General features: G+C 45.2%; 14 protein-coding genes. 4 read left to right on the forward strand and 10 right to left on the reverse strand.

Features of this window, described 5'->3' with window-relative positions; translation table 11 throughout:
- Window positions 1–37: 37 nt before the first annotated feature.
- Window positions 38–1,054, reverse strand: a complete 1,017-nt coding sequence (locus M1B78_RS03490; protein ID WP_136010911.1) for an N-acetylmuramoyl-L-alanine amidase family protein — start codon at window positions 1,052–1,054, stop codon at window positions 38–40.
- A gap of 140 nt (window positions 1,055–1,194) precedes the next feature.
- Between M1B78_RS03490 and M1B78_RS03495 the strand changes: the two genes are divergently transcribed.
- Window positions 1,195–2,475, forward strand: a complete 1,281-nt coding sequence (locus M1B78_RS03495) for an O-acetylhomoserine aminocarboxypropyltransferase/cysteine synthase family protein (protein WP_257931654.1) — start codon at window positions 1,195–1,197, stop codon at window positions 2,473–2,475.
- Between the two features lie 104 nt (window positions 2,476–2,579).
- Here M1B78_RS03495 and M1B78_RS03500 read toward each other — a convergent pair whose 3' ends face one another.
- Window positions 2,580–5,084, reverse strand: a complete 2,505-nt coding sequence (locus M1B78_RS03500) for a family 20 glycosylhydrolase (RefSeq protein WP_257939901.1) — start codon at window positions 5,082–5,084, stop codon at window positions 2,580–2,582.
- Between the two features lie 176 nt (window positions 5,085–5,260).
- Here M1B78_RS03500 and M1B78_RS03505 point away from each other — a divergent pair, with 176 nt between their 5' ends.
- Both M1B78_RS03505 and M1B78_RS03510 read left to right on the forward strand, forming a co-directional pair.
- Window positions 5,261–7,549, forward strand: coding sequence for an NADP-dependent malic enzyme (locus tag M1B78_RS03505; protein WP_136010914.1), 2,289 nt, complete (start codon window positions 5,261–5,263; stop codon window positions 7,547–7,549).
- A gap of 406 nt (window positions 7,550–7,955) precedes the next feature.
- On the forward strand, window positions 7,956–9,293 hold the full coding sequence (locus M1B78_RS03510) for an NADP-specific glutamate dehydrogenase (RefSeq protein WP_136010916.1): 1,338 nt from the start codon (window positions 7,956–7,958) through the stop codon (window positions 9,291–9,293).
- A 93-nt stretch (window positions 9,294–9,386) separates the two neighbouring features.
- Here the strand turns inward: M1B78_RS03510 and M1B78_RS03515 are convergent, their stop codons facing one another.
- The 4 genes from M1B78_RS03515 to M1B78_RS03530 all read right to left on the reverse strand — a co-directional run bounded on the left by M1B78_RS03515 (window position 9,387) and on the right by M1B78_RS03530 (window position 13,632).
- Window positions 9,387–10,565, reverse strand: a complete 1,179-nt coding sequence (locus M1B78_RS03515) for an energy transducer TonB (protein ID WP_430732560.1) — start codon at window positions 10,563–10,565, stop codon at window positions 9,387–9,389.
- Window positions 10,566–11,465: 900 nt separating this feature from the next.
- A complete protein-coding gene (locus tag M1B78_RS03520; protein ID WP_257939903.1) occupies window positions 11,466–11,954 on the reverse strand; it encodes a porin family protein in 489 nt (162 codons plus the stop codon).
- 26 nt (window positions 11,955–11,980) lie between these two features.
- Window positions 11,981–12,202, reverse strand: a complete 222-nt coding sequence (locus M1B78_RS03525; protein WP_257939904.1) for a hypothetical protein — start codon at window positions 12,200–12,202, stop codon at window positions 11,981–11,983.
- Window positions 12,199–13,632: a carbon starvation CstA family protein gene (locus M1B78_RS03530; protein WP_257939905.1), complete on the reverse strand. Its 1,434-nt coding sequence runs from the start codon at window positions 13,630–13,632 to the stop codon at window positions 12,199–12,201. Before M1B78_RS03530 ends, M1B78_RS03525 begins: the two co-directional genes overlap by 4 nt.
- Before the next feature lie 193 nt (window positions 13,633–13,825).
- On the opposite strand from M1B78_RS03530, the gene M1B78_RS03535 reads away from it, so the two are divergent.
- Window positions 13,826–15,289, forward strand: coding sequence for a glycoside hydrolase family 10 protein (locus tag M1B78_RS03535; protein ID WP_257939906.1), 1,464 nt, complete (start codon window positions 13,826–13,828; stop codon window positions 15,287–15,289).
- Between the two features lie 99 nt (window positions 15,290–15,388).
- Here the strand turns inward: M1B78_RS03535 and M1B78_RS03540 are convergent, their stop codons facing one another.
- From M1B78_RS03540 to M1B78_RS03555, 4 genes are all read right to left on the reverse strand, one after another.
- Window positions 15,389–16,882 (reverse strand): hypothetical protein, encoded by a 1,494-nt coding sequence (locus tag M1B78_RS03540; RefSeq protein ID WP_257939907.1) that lies wholly within the window; start codon window positions 16,880–16,882, stop codon window positions 15,389–15,391.
- A 12-nt stretch (window positions 16,883–16,894) separates the two neighbouring features.
- A complete protein-coding gene (locus tag M1B78_RS03545; RefSeq protein WP_257939908.1) occupies window positions 16,895–18,589 on the reverse strand; it encodes a PEGA domain-containing protein in 1,695 nt (564 codons plus the stop codon).
- Between the two features lie 20 nt (window positions 18,590–18,609).
- Entirely contained in the window at window positions 18,610–20,310 is a 1,701-nt protein-coding gene (locus M1B78_RS03550; protein WP_257939909.1) for a hypothetical protein, read from the reverse strand.
- A gap of 204 nt (window positions 20,311–20,514) precedes the next feature.
- Window positions 20,515–21,318, reverse strand: a complete 804-nt coding sequence (locus M1B78_RS03555) for a hypothetical protein (RefSeq protein ID WP_148356399.1) — start codon at window positions 21,316–21,318, stop codon at window positions 20,515–20,517.
- Between the last annotated feature and the right edge of the window lie 157 nt (window positions 21,319–21,475).

Consider the following 21,475-nt stretch of genomic DNA (forward strand, 5'->3'; position numbering starts at 1 on the left):
CACGAAAAGAAAAAGGAAGAGCCATAGTTGATTGTGCCTATTTCGCTTTTTTATAATCCGCGATGAAACCCTCCATCATCCACTTGGACAAGGCTTGGCGGTTCGAACTGATTACAAAACGGCGCTGGTCAAAAGTGTTCTGGATATTTCCCAATTCCACGAATACGGAAGCGGGAGAAGTATTGGCTAACACATAAAGATTGCGTGCGCTGACGGTTCCGGTAAACCCACGGTTGGGCTGGTGCCTGTCATATTCCGATTCGAAAGTTTTCTTCATGGCCTTAGCCAGACGCTTGCTGTCGGGCCTGTTTTTGGAGTGGTAAAAGAACACATCGGTCTGATGGCTCTTGCTGCGACTGTCCACATGAAGAAAAATGGCACGGCAATATTTATAGTTCTTGCGGTCTTTCTTGTAAAGCTCATTGATTTTGGCACAACGCTGCCGGAGGCGCGCCACCTGATTCAAGGGTATGGAAGCTCCCATGCACGTCTCACGTTTACTGTTGGAAAGATACTTATCATCACGGATTCCGTCTTTGGCATCCTGGATAATGATACGGACTTCCGCCCCCTCTTGCATCAGGTTACGGGCAAGGCGCAAAGCGATATCATAGGCATACTCGTCTTCATGCAGTTCTATTTTGCCGATTTTGCCGATGGCTCCGGGGTCGGGACCTCCATGCCCGCTCACTACATAAAAACAAGCACCCTGCAAACGGCCGGATGTCACTTTTACATCGGCAAGTGCTTTCCCGAACAAAGGTTCATTGATTGTTTTCTTCCCATTACCGGCCGGTTTTGATAATGGAGGCAGTACATACTTCACTCCCAGTCGCAACTCTTCCTTTCCTTTAAGAATTTTCTCGTTCAGCTCCAGAAAATCCTTATAATAGGCTCTCCCCGGGCGGTTGTTACGTTCCAGGAAGGCAGAGATTCCTTCTCCACGTCTCGGACTGTCCCGCTCTTCCTGAGCCGAAGCATTAAAAACACACAAAGTGCAAAATAAGATGGTCAGTAAACAAAGTATGCGTTTCATATTCCAATTATTCATCATTCATTTGGTTCGCGCCAATCTTCCAGCCGCTAATTTATGGCATTTTACCATACTTAAGCACAAAATTATAATTTTTTCCCTACTTTTGCGACAACTTACGCGATAATAATAGATAAGAAACTTTTAAAACAGATAACATTATGGCAAAGCAATTCAAACCGGAGACGCTGTGCGTACAAGCCGGATGGACTCCTAAAAAGGGCGAGCCTCGTGTACTCCCCATCTATCAAAGTACAACTTTCAAATATGATACCAGCGAACAAATGGCACGCCTGTTCGACCTTGAAGACAGCGGTTATTTCTATACCCGCCTGCAGAATCCTACGAACGATGCAGTGGCCGCCAAGATTGCTGCCCTCGAAGGTGGTGTGGCCGCCATACTGACATCCAGCGGACAAGCCGCCAACTTCTATGCCATTTTCAATATCTGTCAGGCAGGAGACCATTTTGTTTGCTCCTCTACCATCTATGGCGGAACATTCAACCTCTTCGGAGTGACTTTGAAGAAATTGGGCATCGACGTCACTTTCGTCAATCCGGATGCCAGCGAGGAAGAGATTTCCGCTGCTTTCCGCCCCAATACCAAGGCCCTGTTCGGCGAAACCATCTCCAACCCTACGCTCGAAGTGCTCGATATTGAAAAGTTTGCCCGCATAGCCCACAGCCACGGTGTGCCCTTGATTGTGGACAACACCTTCCCCACCCCCATCAACTGCCGCCCGTTTGAGTGGGGTGCCGACATCGTAGTACACTCTACCACCAAATACATGGACGGACACGCTACCAGTGTAGGTGGAGCCATTGTGGATAGTGGCAACTTCGATTGGGATGCCCACGCCGACAAATTCCCCGGGCTGTGTACCCCGGATGAGTCTTACCACGGGCTGACTTACACAAAAGCTTTCGGCAAAATGGCTTATATCACCAAAGCTACCGCCCAACTGATGCGCGACCTGGGCAGCATCCAGTCTCCACAAAACGCATTCCTGCTGAACCTGGGTCTGGAAACACTACACCTGCGCATGCCCCAACATTGCAAGAACGCACAAACGGTAGCCGAGTATCTTGCCCAAAACGACAAAGTGGCTTGGGTGAATTATTGTGGTCTGCCGGGCGACAAATACTACGAGCAGGCACAGAAGTACATGCCGAACGGCTCTTGCGGAGTTGTCACCTTCGGCTTGAAGGGCGGACGGGAAGAGTCTATCAAGTTTATGGATTCACTGAAACTGGCGGCCATCGTGACTCATGTGGCCGATGCACGTACTTGTGTACTGCATCCGGCCAGCCATACACACCGCCAGTTGACGGACGAACAATTGATGGAAGCAGGTGTACGCCCCGACCTGATTCGCTTCTCGGTAGGTATAGAAAATGCAGAGGATATTATTGCGGATATAGAACAAGCGCTGAATGCTTGACAAGGTATAGAGATTATTCAAAACTTTCTTAATATTCTTTTAGGCGCGGATTTCATGGATTCAGTTCATTACATCCGCGTATTCCGCGCCTAATATCACAACAACTATTTTACCTGCCACGTTATCGGCAAGCTTTCCTTTCCTTGATAGAATGTTTTTGCCTTTACCACCGAAGCATCACATTTTAACGGCTCCTTCCACAAAGCCGATTGGGTAGTAGGCTCCGAGCCATCAGTAGTGTAACGTATTTCAGCACCATCAATGGCCACATTAGCATACAGATTTCCCTCTTTTGCCCATAATCCCGGCTGGGGCAAGCGGAAGTTAATCCCATTCTTTGCCCAATAAGGCATTTCGCTCCGACTGATTTTCTCATAATAAAGTGCCAAAGTTTGATTGAAAGCCTGCTGCTCTTGTGTGCCGGATAAATTTTCCCATGCCGGATGAGCATTCCAGCCACGCTCTGCCAGCCCTAATATTTTTGGGAAAAGAAGATATTCCACACCCTCAAAACTACGGATGGTTTCGGCAAACAATTGTCCTTGTACACCCATAATATGCTTCTTGCCTATATCCGTCAAGGCAGTCTTCCCCTTCTCTGCATTATTCAAATCAATGGGATTGCCTGCCATATCCACACGCAATGAACGATAAATGCTGAAAGGAAGCATAGAGAAAGAGACAGACTCATCCACATAACCTCCCCAATCGAGCCCACGCTCGTCCGGATGACCATTGTAAGCCATATCCATATAGAAATTGCCCACGTTGCAAAGGATGACCGGATAACCGTTATTGGCTGTCTGATAAACCACTTCATCAGAGCCTGGTACAGTATTCCAGCAATACACACCGGCAGCCAGCCCCCTCAACTGTTGATGAGCCTCTTCGGTATGACCCAAAGCAACTTCCTGCCAACCACTGAATTTCAGTCCGTTCTTCTGCATCACATCCGCCATTTGCGTAATGAAATACTCCGACAAATCATGAGCTTTCGTCATGCCTTTCTCTTTCATCAGTTCCTGGCATTTTGGGGAGCCCATCCACACGCCGCGAGGCACTTCGTCACCACCCAAATGCACTGTGTACAGTGAAAGACCGGCTTCCTGATACATCGCATTAAGTTCCTGAATCACCTTCTCCATAAAACGGTAAGTAGAAGGCAAGGCAACATTCATCACATTGTCCGTATAATATTGTACAGAAACATAACGTGAAGTATCTTCCGGTTCACTCAACATATATTCTGTAGCTTTCCCCGGATCGGTTTCAAAATATTTGTTATAGCGTGCCTTCATGGAGACAATGGCAGCGCGGGCGTGCCCCGGAGATTCTATTTCCGGAACAATACGGACATGTCTTTCGGCAGCATACTTCAGCAAATCAATAAATTCCTCGCGGCTATAATATCCATTGCCTACAGTCTTTGCATCAGGGTCATAGCCACCGTCATAACATGGGTAGAGGCACTGACTCTCGTCAGTGGTATGCCCGCGACGACTACCCACAGCAGTCAGTTCCTCCAAACCGGGAATCTCCAAACGCCAGGCTTCATCATCACAAAAATGGAAATGCAGGACATTCAATTTATAAGATGCAAAAACATCCACCAGTTTCTTCAAGTTCTCCGGCGCGGTGAAATTACGGGCTATATCTATCATTTGTCCGCGATATGCCAAGTCCGGATAATCCCGGATGGAAACTGCCTCCAGCAGATAAGGTTTCTTCTTGTCCTTCAACATTGACAAAAGTGTCTGTGTGCCATTGAAGACGCCATGAGGAGTGGCAGCACTGATTTTTATCAGGTTGCCGCCTATATTTATAGTATAATATTCATCGTTTACGGCCTCCTTCCTATCAGGCAGTTCTTCCAACACAATCTTCACGGAAGCATTTTCGGCAACTTCCAAACCATACAAACCAGTCAGTTTCTCTTTCAACAACTTGGCTTCACCGGCAAAGTTCTCCGGGAATACCAAAGCTACCTTACCTTCCAATACGACATTATCGCCTTCAATGGCTATCGCTTTCTTCACCGACGGAAGAATATCCGACTGCATCAAAGCAGGGGCACCAGCCAAGCGAAGATTTGATTCATAAATCTTAGTCGCATCCGGATAGCCGCTCATTGACTCGGGAGAAGGAAGCGGCAGCGCCTTCAAAGCTACAGGCAACGGACTGCCCTCTTCACCATCCACTGTCTCTACCCAATAAGTTCCTTCCGGTACATGGGAGTTCCGGTCTAGCTTGTAAGTACAAAGGAAAGTAATCCGCATGGAATCACCGGGAGCCAGCGGAACAAATTCATCTGTCGGATACATTTTGAAAAAATTACCGTTCACCACCTCTACCTTCACTTCAGAGGCTCCCTCCTGCTTCACCTTGCGGGGAAGCTGTGAATAGTAAATTGTCCAGTTCTTTTTTAGAGGTTTTTGAGAGATATTCTTGAGAATAAAGGTATTCTCATAATATCCGGGGACGATGTCACTTGCACCCATTTCCCAGGTCAGAGCAACCGGTACCTCTGGTTCATTACTCGTTTTACATCCAGCCAATAGTACCATTATACAAAATAATAATCCTGCCAGAGGAAGTTTCAAAATTCTCATGCAACTCATGTGTTAAGTTAATAAATGGAGGTAATTTCTAAAATCTGATGCCAAAAATAAGCATTTTAAGCTAATTAACTGATAAAAGTAATAGTTTTTTTTTGACAACAAGCTTCAATTTAGAACTATTATGCCTACATTTGCAGCCAAATTATAACCAATTTAACTATTCTACCATGGCAAAAATAACCAAAGAAGCAGCCTTGCTTTACCATTCGCAAGGCAAACCGGGTAAGATTGAAGTAATACCTACCAAGCCTTACAGTACACAAACTGACCTTTCTCTCGCCTATTCTCCGGGCGTTGCAGAGCCGTGCCTTGAAATCGAGAAAAACCCGCAGGACGCATATAAATACACAGCCAAAGGTAATCTTGTTGCAGTTATTTCCAACGGTACCGCCGTACTTGGGCTGGGCGATATAGGCGCCATGGCAGGCAAGCCGGTCATGGAAGGCAAAGGACTGCTGTTCAAAATCTACGGAGGCATCGACGTCTTCGACATTGAAGTCAACGAAAAAAACGTGGACAAATTCGTGGAAGCCGTAAAAGCTATCGCCCCCACTTTCGGCGGCATCAACTTGGAAGACATCAAAGCTCCCGAATGCTTTGAGATAGAACGCCGCTTGAAAGAAGAGTTGGACATTCCCGTGATGCACGATGACCAGCATGGCACAGCCATCATCTCCAGCGCAGGCTTGTTGAACGCTCTGGATGTAGCAGGCAAGAAAATAGAAGACGTAAAGATTGTCGTGAACGGAGCCGGCGCTGCCGCCATTTCATGTACAAAACTATATGAGTCTCTGGGTGCCACGCACGAGAACATTGTGATGCTGGACTCCAAGGGAGTAATCAGCAGCGACCGTGAAGGACTGAACGAGACCAAACGTTACTTTGCCACCGACCGCCGCGACATCCACACACTGGAAGAAGCGGTTCGCAATGCCGATGTATTCCTCGGTCTTTCCAAAGGCAACGTTTTGACACAAGACATGATACGAAGCATGGCCGATACACCCATTGTCTTTGCCCTTGCCAACCCCGTGCCCGAAATCTCTTACGAAGACGCCATGGCTGCCCGCCCCGATGTATTAATGTCTACCGGGCGAAGCGACTATCCCAATCAAATAAACAACGTTATCGGATTCCCTTATATCTTCCGTGGCGCATTGGATGTAGCCGCCAAAGCCATCAACGAAGATATGAAGCTGGCCGCCGTGCATGCCATCGCAGATTTGGCCAAACAACCCGTACCCGACGTAGTAAACGAAGTCTATCACGTGAATAACTTCACTTTCGGTCCCGACTATTTCATCCCGAAGCCCGTCGACCCACGCCTTATCACTGAAGTATCTATGGCAGTGGCAAAGGCAGCTATAGAAAGCGGAGTGGCACGCAACCCCATAACCGATTGGGAAGCTTATCGCCAACACCTGAAAGAACTGATGGGACAAGAAAGTAAACTGACCCGCCAACTCTATGATACAGCCCGCCGTAACCCGCAACGTGTGGTATTTGCCGAAGGTATCCACCCCAATATGCTAAAAGCAGCTGTGGAGGCAAAAGCAGAAGGTATCTGCCATCCCATTATATTGGGCAACGACGAAGCCATCGAAAAGCTGGCAAAAGAACTCGACCTCAGCCTCGAAGGTATTGAAATCGTAAATCTGCGTCATCCGGATGAAGCACCGCGCCGTGAACGCTATGCCCGCATTCTTGTCGAAAAGCGTGCCCGCGAAGGCGCCACATACGAAGAAGCCAATGACAAAATGTTCGAACGCAACTACTTCGGTATGATGATGGTGGAGACGGGTGAAGCAGATGCTTTCATCACAGGCCTCTACACCAAATACAGCAATACCATCAAGGTTGCCAAGGAAGTCATTGGCATCCGTCCGGAATACAAGCATTTCGGCACCATGCACATTCTGAACTCCAAGAAAGGCACATACTTCCTGGCCGACACGTTGATTAACCGTCATCCCAATGCCGAAACGTTGATTGACATCGCCAAGCTGTCTGAACACACAGTCCGCTTCTTCAATCATACCCCGATAATGGCCATGTTGAGCTACTCTAACTTCGGTGCTGATAAAGAAGGAAGTCCGGTAAGCGTACACGAAGCCGTGGATTATATGCAGCAGAACTATCCCGACCTTGCCATTGACGGAGAAATGCAAGTGAATTTCGCCATGAACCGCAAAATGCGTGATGCCAAGTATCCGTTTACGCGCTTGAAAGGAAAAGACGTAAATACACTGATTTTCCCGAACTTAAGTTCTGCAAACTCTGCTTACAAGCTGTTGCAGGCAATGGATACGGACTCCGAACTGATTGGTCCCATCCAAATGGGACTGAACAAGCCTATCCACTTTACCGATTTTGAGAGCTCCGTGCGAGATATCGTTAACATCACCGCAGTGGCAGTTATCGATGCTATCGTAGACAAAAAGAAAGCAGCCAAATGAGACGGCCGTTATCAAAATTCCAAATAGTTTGCATTATGTTGCTTTGGGCAGCACTTTGCTACATCGTTTTGATATCTGCCGAACGAATTGACGGCCCAATTCTCCTAACACTTGCCATTTCGGCGGCTTTAGTATTTATTCCCGTCATAAAGTCTCTAAAAAGAGGATAAATAATATCTTTTTATTCAATTTTGCGGTATAAAACAATAAATTTGACGTTTTATACCGCATTTTATTTATAAATTGTTTGTCTATTTCATTTTTATGTATACTTTTGCAACCGCAATAAAGCAATGGGATAATATACTAATGCGGTATGACATACCAGTGTAATCATAGCGCAGCAATTAGCATATTAACATATTGGCACATTAAAGCAATAAGTAACCAATAAAAGAAATAGATTATGAATGCAGCTAAGGTATTAGAAGACCTGAAAAGACGGTTCCCCAATGAACCGGAGTATCATCAAGCGGTAGAAGAAGTTCTCTCTACTATTGAAGAAGAGTATAACAAACATCCGGAGTTTGACAAAGCCAATCTGATTGAACGTCTTTGCATCCCCGATCGCGTTTACCAATTCCGTGTTACCTGGGTAGACGATAAAGGTAACGTACAAACCAACATGGGCTATCGTGTACAGCACAACAATGCCATCGGCCCATATAAAGGCGGTGTTCGTTTCCATGCTTCTGTGAACCTGAGCATCCTGAAGTTCCTTGCTTTTGAGCAGACATTTAAAAACTCATTGACAACTCTGCCTATGGGTGGCGGTAAAGGTGGTTCGGACTTCTCTCCACGCGGCAAGTCCAATGCCGAGGTTATGCGTTTCGTTCAGGCTTTCATGCTGGAGCTGTGGCGTCATATCGGTCCTGAGACAGACGTACCTGCCGGTGATATCGGTGTAGGTGGTCGCGAAGTAGGTTTCATGTTCGGCATGTATAAGAAACTGGCTCATGAATTCACCGGTACTTTCACTGGCAAAGGCCGTGAATTCGGTGGTTCGCTGATTCGTCCGGAAGCTACGGGGTACGGCAACATCTACTTCTTGATGGAAATGTTGAAGACTAGGGGTACTGACCTGAAAGGCAAGACTTGCCTGATTTCCGGTTCCGGCAACGTAGCTCAATATACGGCCGAGAAAGTATTGGAATTGGGAGGTAAAGTATTGACCATGTCTGATTCTGACGGTTACATATACGATCCGGACGGTATTGACCGCGAGAAGTTGGACTACATCATGGAGCTGAAAAACCTCTACCGTGGACGTATCCGCGAGTATGCCGAACAATATCCGGGCGTCAAATATGTGGAAGGTGCCAAGCCTTGGGGAGAAAAAGCAGACATAGCTTTGCCTTCCGCCACTCAGAATGAATTGAATGGCGACCATGCCCGTCAATTGGTAGCCAACGGTGTGATAGCCGTTTCCGAAGGTGCCAACATGCCTTCTACTCCGGAAGCCATCAAAGTATTCCAAGATGCAAAAATTTTGTATGCTCCGGGTAAGGCAGCCAACGCCGGCGGTGTATCAGTATCTGGTCTCGAAATGACTCAGAACTCCATCAAGCTGAGCTGGAGTGCAGAGGAAGTGGACGAGAAACTGAAGAGCATTATGAAGAACATTCACGAAGCTTGCGTACAATACGGCACAGAAGCCGACGGTTATGTAAATTACGTGAAGGGTGCCAATGTGGCCGGATTTATGAAGGTGGCAAAGGCTATGATGGCACAAGGGATTTTGTAAAAACTAAAGCCATAGTTATTATGAAGAAAGGCGAAGAGAGTTGCAAACCTCTTCGCCTTTCTTCATAATAGTAACTTAATCTTACCGGTGCTACTACTCCAATTTAAAAGTAACCGGAAAAGCAAATTCCACCTTCACGGCTTTACCCTGCTGCATCCCCGGTTTCCATTGCGGCATCAATCCAACAATCCGCAATGCTTCCTCATCCAAGGCAGGATACCTGCTGCGCATAATAACGGGGTCCGCCACACGGCCATTCTCGTCAATCACCACACTGACAATCACTCTCCCTTGAATGCCATTCTTACGGGCTTCTTCCGGATAACGGATATTCTTTTGAATAAAATCCATTAAGGCTTTCATACCTCCCGGAAACTCGGGCATCACTTCCACTACTTTATAGACCGGTTCTTCCATTGGCTCTTCCGTTATCAATTGTGGGCTCCCGCCCTTCCCTGCATCCGAAATATAAGGGGGAAGAGACGTCTTTTCCGCCGTTCTCCATTCTTCCTCATTGTCCGTCAGTCTGAACTCAGCCATCATCAAGACAGGTTTCCTCCTGATGGCTATCTCATAAAAGTAACGGTAGCGTCCCGGCTTGTTGGGATGCACATCCGGATAAAGGGAGGCTTTCATAACCCTTTCCTCCCCATCCCGCAGCACATAGGCGATGTCCCAAAAGGCAGCGTTTATCGGCAATTCCCGCCAGGTACCTTTTTCGTCTTCGAACGTCAGGTAGTAATGCTCGCCGCAGGTCAAATCTCCGCCGCTGTGATTGCTGAGGATGAATGTCGCCTGAGTCGCTTTCGTTGAAAAGACCGGATATTCGGGACGGATATGGATGCCATGAATACAATTCTTACCTACTCTCTCGTTGATAATGGGGACTTCTACACCATGAAAACAGAAAACGGGGGAGTCCATTATTTTCTCCCGGAACTCTTTCCGCCGCTCGGGAGTATTCACCATCAAATCTATATCGATGCAATGCCGCCCCATCCCATATCCGGTCACATTCCTCTGAATGTGTGTATATGGTGTATTATTCAATCTTTTTCTCAGTTCTTCGTGAATGGCAAGCAATTGTCTTTGCAAGTAGTCACCATCATCCGCAATCCCTATCTTGAGGCTATCGCTCACTGTTTTTTCTCCCATCCTTTGGTCTATCCTCACTGTATCTATGGAATCTTCAGACATTTCCATGCGTTCCGTCTTATTCATTCGGCAAGATGACAAGCAGCAAAGCAATAAGGTAATACAAACTCTATTCATGGCATTTTGCTTTTAGGATTCATATTTCGAGTATAAATATAAGGATTTTTGCTATAATGTTCAAAACCAGCCTCTACTTTCATTGACATATAAAAAGTTTCGCGTTATCCAGACAACCAACAAATATCTACTTTTATAGTGGAATATTGGAGTATACATTACCTTTGCACAATGAAAACAATCTAAAAACAATGGAAATACACTTTGATAAGGAATACTTGCAACAACTATATGAGGAAGGAAAAAACAAAGGATAAGAAACATCGCTTTCAGCCTCAAATGGTGAAACGATATCAGTAGCGCATAAAGACCTTGGAATACGAAATACCGAAGAGCTTAACACACCATTCGGTCGTTTCATTACGAAGTATTGAAAGGAGATAAAGCAAGTATTTCTTCCATTAGAGTAAATGACCAAGACCGCATAGAATTCACAGTAAAGCAGAGTACATCTGAAACCGTAGTGACAATATGTAATATCCTGGAATTATCGGACTACTATAAATGATTATGAATATGGAAAATTATAAATGTCAACGCCCTATACATCCGGGTGAATTACTCAAAGAAGAGGTGGAAAATAGAAAATTACCCCAAACTAAGCTTGCTGCACAAACCGGCATCTCATATAATAATGCGAACGCAGCTAGACTATAACATACAATTGGCAGAAAGTGACCAAACACTCATGGAGCGCTTGAAACAAGTTGGAAAATATGCAGCATTGCTCTAAGCAAAACGTTACTGCAAAACCACTGCATATCTTTTGCAGTACTGCTGCAAACCTATTACAGTGCCACTGTACATTAGTTGCAGAGCTACTGCAAACATTTATGCAGTGCCACTGCAACACATTTGCAGCGGCACTGCAAAACAACTTGCAGTAGCAGGAAAATAAGATTAGAAATAGAACCCGAAACCTACTTTCAGACCAAATTTAGAACGGTCGTCATTAATGTTCCAGTAAGCGGCAGGCTCAATGGTTACCGTACGCGTCAGGAAAAACGCATAACCGGCTTCCAGACCGAAAGAGAACTTTGTATCATCCAAATTGTGTCCCCAATCCCAACGGTCTACATTGACATCGGCACCCAGATACACGCCAATCTTGTCAAAATAATAACGTCCGCCTACACCCAACGTATAGACATCGAGGTCAGATCCTCCGGTGTTCCAAGCAACTCCGGCATGCACCAGCAAAGCCACATTGTCGAGCAGGAAAGCACCTCCCTTAGCCTCAAGCCCAAAACTTGTCTTGTCGGTTCCCGTGTCATGAGAGAGTTCTAACCCTGTGATGGATGGATTCAAAATCCACTTACCCTTTTCAAACTGCGCCTGAGCTGCCACTGCGACAACAAGCAAGCAAACGAATAATGCCAGTTTTTTCATCTTGTTCTGTTTTTTTAAGTGAATAATCAATGTTGTTTATCATCTTCTTCGAATCGTTTGCGTTGCAGTGCCTCCTTCTTGCGAAGTACCAGCCACAACACAAATACAATGAGGTACGAAGCAGCTACAGTAACGTACTTCTCCGTATCACTGATTTCCGTATTACGGGGAAGGAAATAGGCGGCAGTAGCAGAAACGTAAATAAGCAGGGCCAGCGTAAGCCCGGTAGATTTCCTTATTCTCTTCATTTCCAAAGTTTTTTAGTTGTCTTGAAATACCAGATATTAAACCAAAGAGCAGCCAGTGCAGCAGTTATCAAGGCTATGCTCAGTGCACTATCGGGACCGAGCCCGAAGCCTTCGGGAGCAATGCAGATGTAAGAGCCACACACGGCTGTCATGAACAATGCCGGAAAATAGGTTACGTAATAACAATGCCCTTTCTTCTCGCGCACCAGATAAACGGTAATTGCCCACAAGGTAAAAACAGACAAAGTCTGGTTGGCCCAGGCAAAATAGCGCCAAATCATATCAAAGCCATCCTTGTCGCGCAAGCTATAGAGCAACAGCCCGATGGACGCCAGAAACATCGGTATGCAAATATACAAACGATGACGTATGGATTTCTGCTCCATTCCCAAGAAGTCGGCCACGATGAGACGTGCCGAGCGGAAAGCCGTATCACCACTGGTAATAGGAGCGGCAATGACACCCAGAATAGCCAACACTCCGCCTACGATGCCCAGCCAGTCTTTTGTAATGGCATCTACAATAATGGAGGCATTCGTCTCTTCCATACCATTCTGATGGAAAAAGCAAGTGGCGGCGGCGGCCCAAATCAAAGCTACAATGCCTTCGGTTATCATGGCTCCGTAGAAAACGGGGCGTCCGTAATGTTCACTTGTCATGCAGCGTGCCATAAGAGGACTTTGAGTGGCATGAAAACCACTGATTGCACCACAAGCTATACTGACAAACATAATAGGGAAGATAGGCAACAGGGCAGCATCGGGATGCGTGTTCTGCAATCCGTCCCATATCTCCGGCAATGCGGGATGGTTGACGTAAAGCATCACCAGAATACCGACAGCCATAAACAGCAAGGCTATGGCAAACAACGGATATATCTTGCCGATAATCTTATCTACCGGCAACAATGTAGCAAGAATATAATAAGCAAATACTACAATAATCCAGAAAGTCGTATCCAGACTTTCGGGAGTCAGCTTGGCAAGCAGTCCGGCAGGGCCTGCCACGAATACCGCCCCTACCAATATCATCAGGATAACAGTAAAGCCACGCATCACCTGCTTAGTGGTCAACCCCAAATAACGTCCGATGATTTCAGGAAGGCTCTCTCCTCCATGACGCAGTGAAAGCATACCGGCAAGATAATCGTGCACGGCACCGGCAAAGATACTGCCAAGTACAATCCACAGATAGGATGCCGTGCCGAACTTGGCTCCCATGATGGCACCGAAGATAGGTCCCAGTCCGGCTATATTGAGAAACTGTATCATGAAAATCTTCCAGATAGGCAGCGGAATGTAATCCACACCATCGGCTCTTGTAAGGGCAGGTGTTTTGCGGTTGTCGGGACCAAAGACGCGTTCCATAAAGCGTCCGTAGAGAAAATAGCCGGCTATCAACGCCAGCAGGCAAAGCGTAAATGTAATCATGGCATGTTCATGTTTTTAATTTCGCAAATGTAACTGTTTCCAAGTAAACAGCACAAAATAATCGGGTGTTTTGCTTATCTTCGCCGAGAAAATGTATACTAAATAAGAAATTATGTACTTTCCTATCCTCCATCCGAGCTTCATGATATCTTCGTATCCGCTCCGTACCAAGTCTGCCCATCACACGCAACTTATGAAACGGGCATTTTTTATCTTACTGTATATAGCCGTCTTGCTGCCGCTTGCCGCACAACCGCGCAAACATGAAGTGCGCGCCGCCTGGATAACCGCCGTTTATGGACTGGACTGGCCTCAGACGCGTGCCACTTCGCCCGAAGGCATCCGCAAGCAGAAAGCCGAACTGACTGAAATACTGGACAGACTGAAAGCTGCCAATTTCAACACCGTATTGTTCCAGACCCGTACACGGGGAGATGTCCTCTATAAATCATCCATCGAGCCCTACAACTCCATACTAACCGGAAAGGTGGGCGGAGACCCCGGTTACGACCCGCTGGCTTTTGCCGTAGCCGAATGCCACAAGCGCGGCATGGAATGCCATGCCTGGATGGTAACGATTCCGTTGGGCAACAGCAAGCATGTGGCTGCCCTTGGCAAAGAATCGGTCACCAAGAAGAAACGCGCTATCTGCGTGCCCTACAAACGCGAGTACTTCCTGAACCCCGGACACCCGCAAACCAAGGAATATCTGATGAGCCTTGTCCGCGAAGTGGTGGAACGCTATGATATAGACGGTGTGCACTTCGACTACCTGCGCTATCCGGAAAACGCCCCCCGCTTTCCCGACAGCTACGACTACCGCAAGTATAGCAAAGGACGCAGCCTTGCCCAATGGCGCCGGGATAACCTGACGGAAATAATGCGCTATATATATAAAGGTGTAAAAGCAATGAAACCCTGGGTAAAGGTCAGCACCTGCCCGGTAGGAAAATACAAAGACACTTCCCGCTATCCGTCGCGTGGCTGGAATGCCTTCCACACCGTCTATCAGGACGTGCAGGGTTGGCTGGGCGAGGGTATCCAGGACCAGATTTATCCGATGCTCTATTTCCGTGGCAACCACTTCTACCCTTTTGCCCTCGACTGGCAGGAACAAAGCAACGGACGCCAAATCATCCCCGGTCTGGGCATCTACTTCCTCGACCCCGGTGAGGGGAACTGGACGCTGGACGAGATTGAGCGGCAGATGTACTTTATCCGTGCACAAGGTCTGGCAGGCGAGGCGCACTATCGGGTGAAGTATCTGATGGACAACACGCAAGGGCTTTATGGTGCGCTGGAAGAAGACTTCTATACCGCCCCTGCCCTGCATCCCGCCATGCCGTGGATAGACAATGTAGCCCCTACACCTCCCGCCGGACTCACAGTAACAGCACCGGAAAACGGCTATTGGAAACTAAGCTGGCAACCCGCCACGGACAATGACAAGCGGAATGCCCCGATGTATGTAGTCTACGGTTCGGACACCTATCCCGTAGATACCTCCAATCCGGAGAATATCCTGGCACAACGAGTGCAAGGCACGGAATACACCTATGCCCCCATCCGTCCTTGGATGGCACGGAAGTACTTTGCCGTGACAGCCGTAGACCGCTGCGGAAACGAAAGCGAGGCATGCCAGTCGGGAAATCGGTAAAAAGAGAGTACTCGCTACCGGTTCATCCAGGAAAACGTTCTATATTAACAGAATCGTCCATTGCCATGATATGTGGATTAATAAAACGTTTCACAAAGATTATTCCAGCAATATTATTTTTGCTTTGGCGTTATCCATTTTAGGCATTGTAGCACCCACAGGTGCACCAATATAGGTAGGGTCGCATATAACGTAACGTTTACCGTTCATTGCGACGTAATCACCGGTTATATTCTCTGTAAATTGTACAGCGGTAGCCAAATGCCCCGGATAATAAATCAGTACGACTTCCAATCCTAACAAATCGCGCACCAATCGCGAAAATAGTATAGACCGATCCTCACAATCACAATAGGGATAATAAAGAGTCTCGTCGGCAAAGAATGCTCTGTCTCCACCCCATACTTTGTCGTCATATTCATAGACAAATGCCGTTTGTACAAAGTTAAGTATCCGATTTACGGCTTCTGACTGCGTCTTTCCTGCTATTGCTTTTTTCAGACTGGGATACAAAGAGTTTTTAGCCTGCTTACTTAACGGCGTGTTTGCATACATAGCCCACCGAGTTCCGAAATCTTCGTTTATCATTGACGTGGGATAGGTATCAAAGAATTTCACCAGATTTTCATTAGTATTTACTGTAACTATCATTTCAGGGTAACGCTTGGATTGCAGGGAGCGTTGAGCCGAAATTCGTACGGCCAATAGCGGTTCTGTTGGAATCTGCAATGAGAGCGGAGTTTCTTTCGGGAAAGCGACCTGACATATACGCAATTGTTTTTGGTCACAATCCAATGGATAAAAGCTTTCTCCATCAATTTTCCAATAATTTTTATCATATATCTCATGGTTACTTGCATACAATAAATACAGCCGGTTTCCAGCACTTGCCAACCGCATCTTATATCCCGACTGGCAATAAAGGAAAGCAGTGAACAAAACGGCTTCATTGGAACCCGATTTAAAGAAACTATAGGACAAATCGCGCAGCATCAACAGATAAGCCCAATCGCATAACCTGTTTTGGGAACGTATTCCAAGGCAATCATTTATAACATTGTTATAAGCCGTACCTGACAGTTTGTTCCAAATTGTCGCTATCTCATTTTCATTACAACTGCGCAAAGTGAAACGATGCTTGTCTTCCAACCGTACTTTCAGCGAAGTGTTGAAGAACTTAAAAGCGTAGTATGATTCAACCGGCGGTTTCGGAGTTTCCTCAATAGGTACAACCGGTTCAGGTTGAGGCTCCGGCTTAACAATCGGAATTATTTCATCAAAAGGTTTCGGAGTGTCTTTTATTGGCTTATCCTTGTCTTCGTCGGGATAAACCACTGGTGGGACAGGTTTGTCTTCATCAGGCACAGGTATGCCCTGGAAAGCATTAAATTCCTTCCATGTCTTTTTTAGCAATGAAGCGTATTCTTCATTAATCTTGTTCCTGAAGTCTTCAAACTCTTTGTTCCGTGTATCCCTGAATGAAGCGTAGTCACCTTCAAGTTTCTTCTTGAATTCCTCGAACGTATTTTGTGCCTTGATGCCCAAAGGCATCAAGACACAAAAAAGTACTAAATAAATAATTTTATTTACCATAACACCAAGCTGTTAATTACTGCCAAATACATAAGATACACTTAAAGAAAGCTTATTCTGCTTCGTTTTATAATCACCTAATGACTCATAAGATTTATGGTTGGTGATACCTTTGGCATATTGTGCATTGATCTGCACCAGCCCAACCCGGAAGCCAAGCCCTATTTCAGCAGCCATATTGAAACGTTTTGGGAAAGCTTCTTCTCCATAAAAATCAGTAAAATCTTCAAGATTATCTTCATCGTCAGTGTAAGCACCATACACACTGTAGTTGAAGCCTAAACCACCATGTACCGATAATGCCACTTTATTTGCAAAAGGCAATCTGTAATAAGCATGCAACGGAACATAGATACAATGCTCTATAAATTGATTGTAATCATAGTCATCGTTCCACGACATATACAATTCATAGAATACTCCAGAATAAAGCCCGAGTCCGAAAGAAAAACATGGCTGGAAATGCAACCCAAGCTGCATGCCATGTAGTGACTTTCCTTCCCCATCATCCCAAACTCCATTTTCTTTCAGTTTCTCCCCTTCCCCTCTGGTCACCAATTGCTTTGACACGTATCCCATCGAGAATCCCACCGGACAAACATCATATTCGCGTTGCCAAGGCCATACAAAAGAATTGCGTGCGGAAATCTTGAATTCTTGTTCCACATCCATGTCTTTGGTTATCCTTATCTTCCGCTTTTTACTATTTCCATAGTAAATCATGTTCATATCGTAGCTTTTCCCAATGGGCTTGGTCAATGTGTAAGAAGCCTGCCGGGTTCCCTCTTGTTTTCCGTCGATATAAAGATCCGCATCCACTTTTTTCCCGTTGTAGGTTGCGAAAGCTTCAAATGTCTTTTTCTTGATAGGCTCCAGTTTGATTTTAGTTTCAGAAAGTCCGCTTACGGTAAATGCCTTTGAATCCGTCTCTTGAAGGCTGAGCCTGGCTTCCACATTATAAGAATCGTAAGGCAACTCTATTGTCAACGGAGTTTTCCCTTTTTCTTCACCATTAATGAATAGCACCGCTCCGGTGGGATCGCTTATGAATTCCACCATTTTTCTTTCTCTGAGGTCATACTCAAAACGTACATTTTCTTCCGTCACTTCTATCTCCTCTTTTTTCAGTGTTTTCCCATTATGGCTGATTGTAAGAGTATGCTTTCCAAGCGAAACGCCAGTAATGGTAGCCGGAGTATTTTCTTTTTGACCGGTTTCCAACGAAGCTATGGCACCCTCAGGTTTTGTTATAATGTTGATTGACATCGTTTTGTCATTCCTCAGCACAACGTCGTATGCTTGTTTAGGTTCCAACTTTATATTAGACAAGCGGTTGCTCATCCCATACTTATCGAGCCCGGCTTCCATATAAGCATTCTCTGTGGGGGTAACAAAAAGCCATATCTCGTGTTCCGCTTCTTTCAGTTTGTCTTTGATATCTTCAATCGGGGCACTGTTTCCGAAACTGAATTTTACGTTGGCTGCATCTGCCATCGTCATATTCTCAAATCTCACACGTACCCATGCGCAATCTTCTTCACCGTTGGAATCTTTCGGCCACCCGTTCTGGAACAAGGTTCCCAAATTTGCCATGCCGCCTGCCGATTTCACAATTCTGAAGGAGTGTAGTTGTAATTGAGGCTTGTCTTGACCGTAAACCAAGCATGACAACATTATTACAAAAATAGCCAACAAAATCCTTTTCATAATTTATAAAGATTAAAACATTAAAACTCAAATTTATTCATGAATTCATCCAATGTCAGCATGTTGGATTTCTCCGGTTGCCACAGCCTGACATGGATGACAGGAAGCTCCTTCGAAGCATCCAATATAAGGGTCAAATATCCTCGGTCAGAATAGATCGGTGAATTATACAATTGGTTAATTTGTATGGCAAACGCCGTTCCGCGAGGTATCCGTGGAGCATTTATCACTTTGGCCTGGTTGTCTTCGAAAGTAAGGTGAATGTATTCCCGCTCATTGAAATGTCTCCGCAAATTGGAAAGATATTGTTGCTTGTTCTGTCGAGTAAACCGCACATCTGTATTCCCGAAATCGATTGGCATCCCTTCAACTTGATTGGAAGAAGCAGTTTTCAATACCGTGCCGGTTATGATAATCGCTTCATCAGAGAATATCTTTTCAAGATAATCCAGCCTTTTTAAAGAATAAGCAGTCTGATAATCTTCCATGAATTGCAGAATGGTAAAACGCGATATTTCCGTCCACGAAGAGGCTGCGTTAAAAATGTCTTCCTCTGCCTTTTTGCTCAAAGCCAAAGCTACCGACTGGATTTTCTTGCTTTCTTCATTAAATCTGAATACCAAGTTTTCCATGAACGACTTCCCATTCCTGAATTTGATTTTCACCTTGCAGAAGCGTGCCAGAACTTGCCCGTTGGCTTGTATGAATTCATAATTCTGCTTTTCGCCTACCAAAGAGACAGTTCCTGTCTTACTCAGTAAAGTCTCAAACAACTTATACCCTTCAGGAGTGAAATGCGGATAAGCAGCTTGGGGCGTTCCCTGCTTGATGGCATTTTCCACCTGCTGCAAGACATTGGCAAGCTCTCCACTATTGGAAACTGTGGAAAGTTCCATCCGTTGCTTGGTACGTATCGGTTCCGCAGGAACTTCGGCTACAACAACAGAGGCTGCTGTTTCTTTCATACGCTTTTCATCAATAGCCATTGTGTTTTTCTTCACATTTACTTTGACAGGTATTTCTGCCAAAGCATTGTCTATCGGTGGAGCAGATATTTCTGAAAATATAGCCCTCAACTCTGCATCAAGATTCTCAGCTTCTTTGCGAAAACTATATTCATAGCGCATTTTCATCTTTCCATCGGCAGGCAATGAGACTAAATCCATTTCCCCGATGCCGTCTTTTACAACTAAAGGACCAACGAAAGACTGCCCATCGAAATAGCGTAGTTGTATGCTTGCCACATCCCGATTCTCATAGGTGAAACGCATTTTGGCAAAATAGCGGTTATCGCTATTGACACATTCTTCCAGATTTGCCCTGACGCGGGATATGACTGATTTTATCTTCAACGGCAGGAAAGTAAGACAATTCACCTCCTCGCCAGTATTGAAATCTGCATAGACAGCATCCCGATTGACCTTGGCGAGCATCAATGCCCAATAATAGTTGCGCAACGCATCGTCTATCTGTAATCTTTGTTCCGCAATCTTTCCGGTTTTTACAAAATCAAGAATCTTGTTCTTCCGTTCCTCAAACATTCGGCCAACCTCACTTTTGGCAACCCATCTGAAAACTTTGGCATTGGGTTCCGGTTCCAGAACAATCATTTCCACGTTTTGCAGGGAAGCAAAAGAAGATGATTTGACAAATCCCTTTTGAGCATAATATGAATATTCAACTCCCTCATTGACCAGTCTATTCTCATTTTCTTCTTGCATTGTCGTTGATACACTGACTGATATTTGCCTAATAATTTGAGATAAAGCATCATGATCAGCCTCTTCTACCGTAGTACCATTTCCTTCTGCACTCCAATATTTAGAATCTGACTTTATATGCTGTATATTTACCTGGGCATACAAACCATAACTGCGAAAATTAATCAATATCAGAATTGTTAATATTAATACTCTCATCGATGCCTACTTGTTACTTCTTTTAGCCAATTCCTTTTCTATTTTTTCTTCGAATTTTTGAAATTGATATTCCATCTTTATTCTATCTTCATCCGGGACTTGCTGTTTTACCTTATCAACTATTTTAGCCGCCATTTTAGTCACATCCCCCTGATACTCAACACAAACAAAGATATGATATTGACGATTGGGTTGCATATACTGATTCGTTTTTATCACTACAGTATTTTCAACGATTTCCTCTGCTATTTGCAACGCTTTCCCTTCTCCTTTACTGCCTTCATCTATGACACTTTGTCCCTCCGATGTTGTCCCCGCATACTTCTCCCATGAAAGATCAGCTTCATTCGTTGCAGTTTTGATTATGGCACTGATAGCACGTGCCAATGCAGCTCTTGCTTGTCCTTCTGCATAAGCTTTTGCAAACGACAACCGATGATTCGTTGCTTCTCCATAGGCACGTGTTGCCGGGCTTTGTTCAGCCAAAATCTGACATTCGTTCAACTCTATTTCAGTCCCCCATGGGGCTTGTTTGGTACCTTTAGTCGTACCTCCTGGCGTTGTTACTTGCTTTGACCCTCCACATGCACCCAACAAACAGATTGATGCAATAGCAAACACTAATGTTTTAAACTCTTTCATAACGATTTCTTTTAAATTAATAACTAAAATTGTAAAATTATTTTGGCAATGGAAGAGAAAGTATAACGAAAAACTATTGTCTTTAGGATAAGGAGAGAAGAGATGCAAAAAAAAGCGCAGGGCATCTTTTTCTGTCTTCTGTAGTTGAGGTCTTAGGAAACCTTGCATAATCAAAGAAGTAAGATGCACCTACGCTAAACGTAGGCGTCAGCCATCTTATTCTTAATCATTATGCAATTTGAAAGTTCCTAAGTTTCAACTACGATTAAAGAATAATAGCAAACGCTAATATTTTCCCGTAAAAATGATTACCAGCAACACTTCG

Source organism: Bacteroides muris (ex Fokt et al. 2023), assembly GCF_024704895.1.
In the GTDB taxonomy this organism is placed as follows: Bacteria; Bacteroidota; Bacteroidia; order Bacteroidales; family Bacteroidaceae; genus Bacteroides; species Bacteroides muris.

Coding starts and splice junctions, on each gene's coding strand:
- M1B78_RS03520 (WP_257939903.1), bottom strand. CDS start 11,954: ATGAAAAAACTGGCATTATTCGTTTGCTTGCTTGTTGTCGCAGTGGCA.
- M1B78_RS03535 (WP_257939906.1), top strand. CDS start 13,826: ATGAAACGGGCATTTTTTATCTTACTGTATATAGCCGTCTTGCTGCCG.
- M1B78_RS03530 (WP_257939905.1), bottom strand. CDS start 13,632: ATGATTACATTTACGCTTTGCCTGCTGGCGTTGATAGCCGGCTATTTT.
- M1B78_RS03490 (WP_136010911.1), bottom strand. CDS start 1,054: ATGATGAATAATTGGAATATGAAACGCATACTTTGTTTACTGACCATC.
- M1B78_RS03495 (WP_257931654.1), top strand. CDS start 1,195: ATGGCAAAGCAATTCAAACCGGAGACGCTGTGCGTACAAGCCGGATGG.
- M1B78_RS03555 (WP_148356399.1), bottom strand. CDS start 21,318: ATGCAAGGTTTCCTAAGACCTCAACTACAGAAGACAGAAAAAGATGCC.
- M1B78_RS03500 (WP_257939901.1), bottom strand. CDS start 5,084: ATGAGAATTTTGAAACTTCCTCTGGCAGGATTATTATTTTGTATAATG.
- M1B78_RS03505 (WP_136010914.1), top strand. CDS start 5,261: ATGGCAAAAATAACCAAAGAAGCAGCCTTGCTTTACCATTCGCAAGGC.
- M1B78_RS03510 (WP_136010916.1), top strand. CDS start 7,956: ATGAATGCAGCTAAGGTATTAGAAGACCTGAAAAGACGGTTCCCCAAT.
- M1B78_RS03550 (WP_257939909.1), bottom strand. CDS start 20,310: ATGCAAGAAGAAAATGAGAATAGACTGGTCAATGAGGGAGTTGAATAT.
- M1B78_RS03515 (WP_430732560.1), bottom strand. CDS start 10,565: ATGAATAGAGTTTGTATTACCTTATTGCTTTGCTGCTTGTCATCTTGC.
- M1B78_RS03540 (WP_257939907.1), bottom strand. CDS start 16,882: ATGGTAAATAAAATTATTTATTTAGTACTTTTTTGTGTCTTGATGCCT.
- M1B78_RS03525 (WP_257939904.1), bottom strand. CDS start 12,202: ATGAAGAGAATAAGGAAATCTACCGGGCTTACGCTGGCCCTGCTTATT.
- M1B78_RS03545 (WP_257939908.1), bottom strand. CDS start 18,589: ATGAAAAGGATTTTGTTGGCTATTTTTGTAATAATGTTGTCATGCTTG.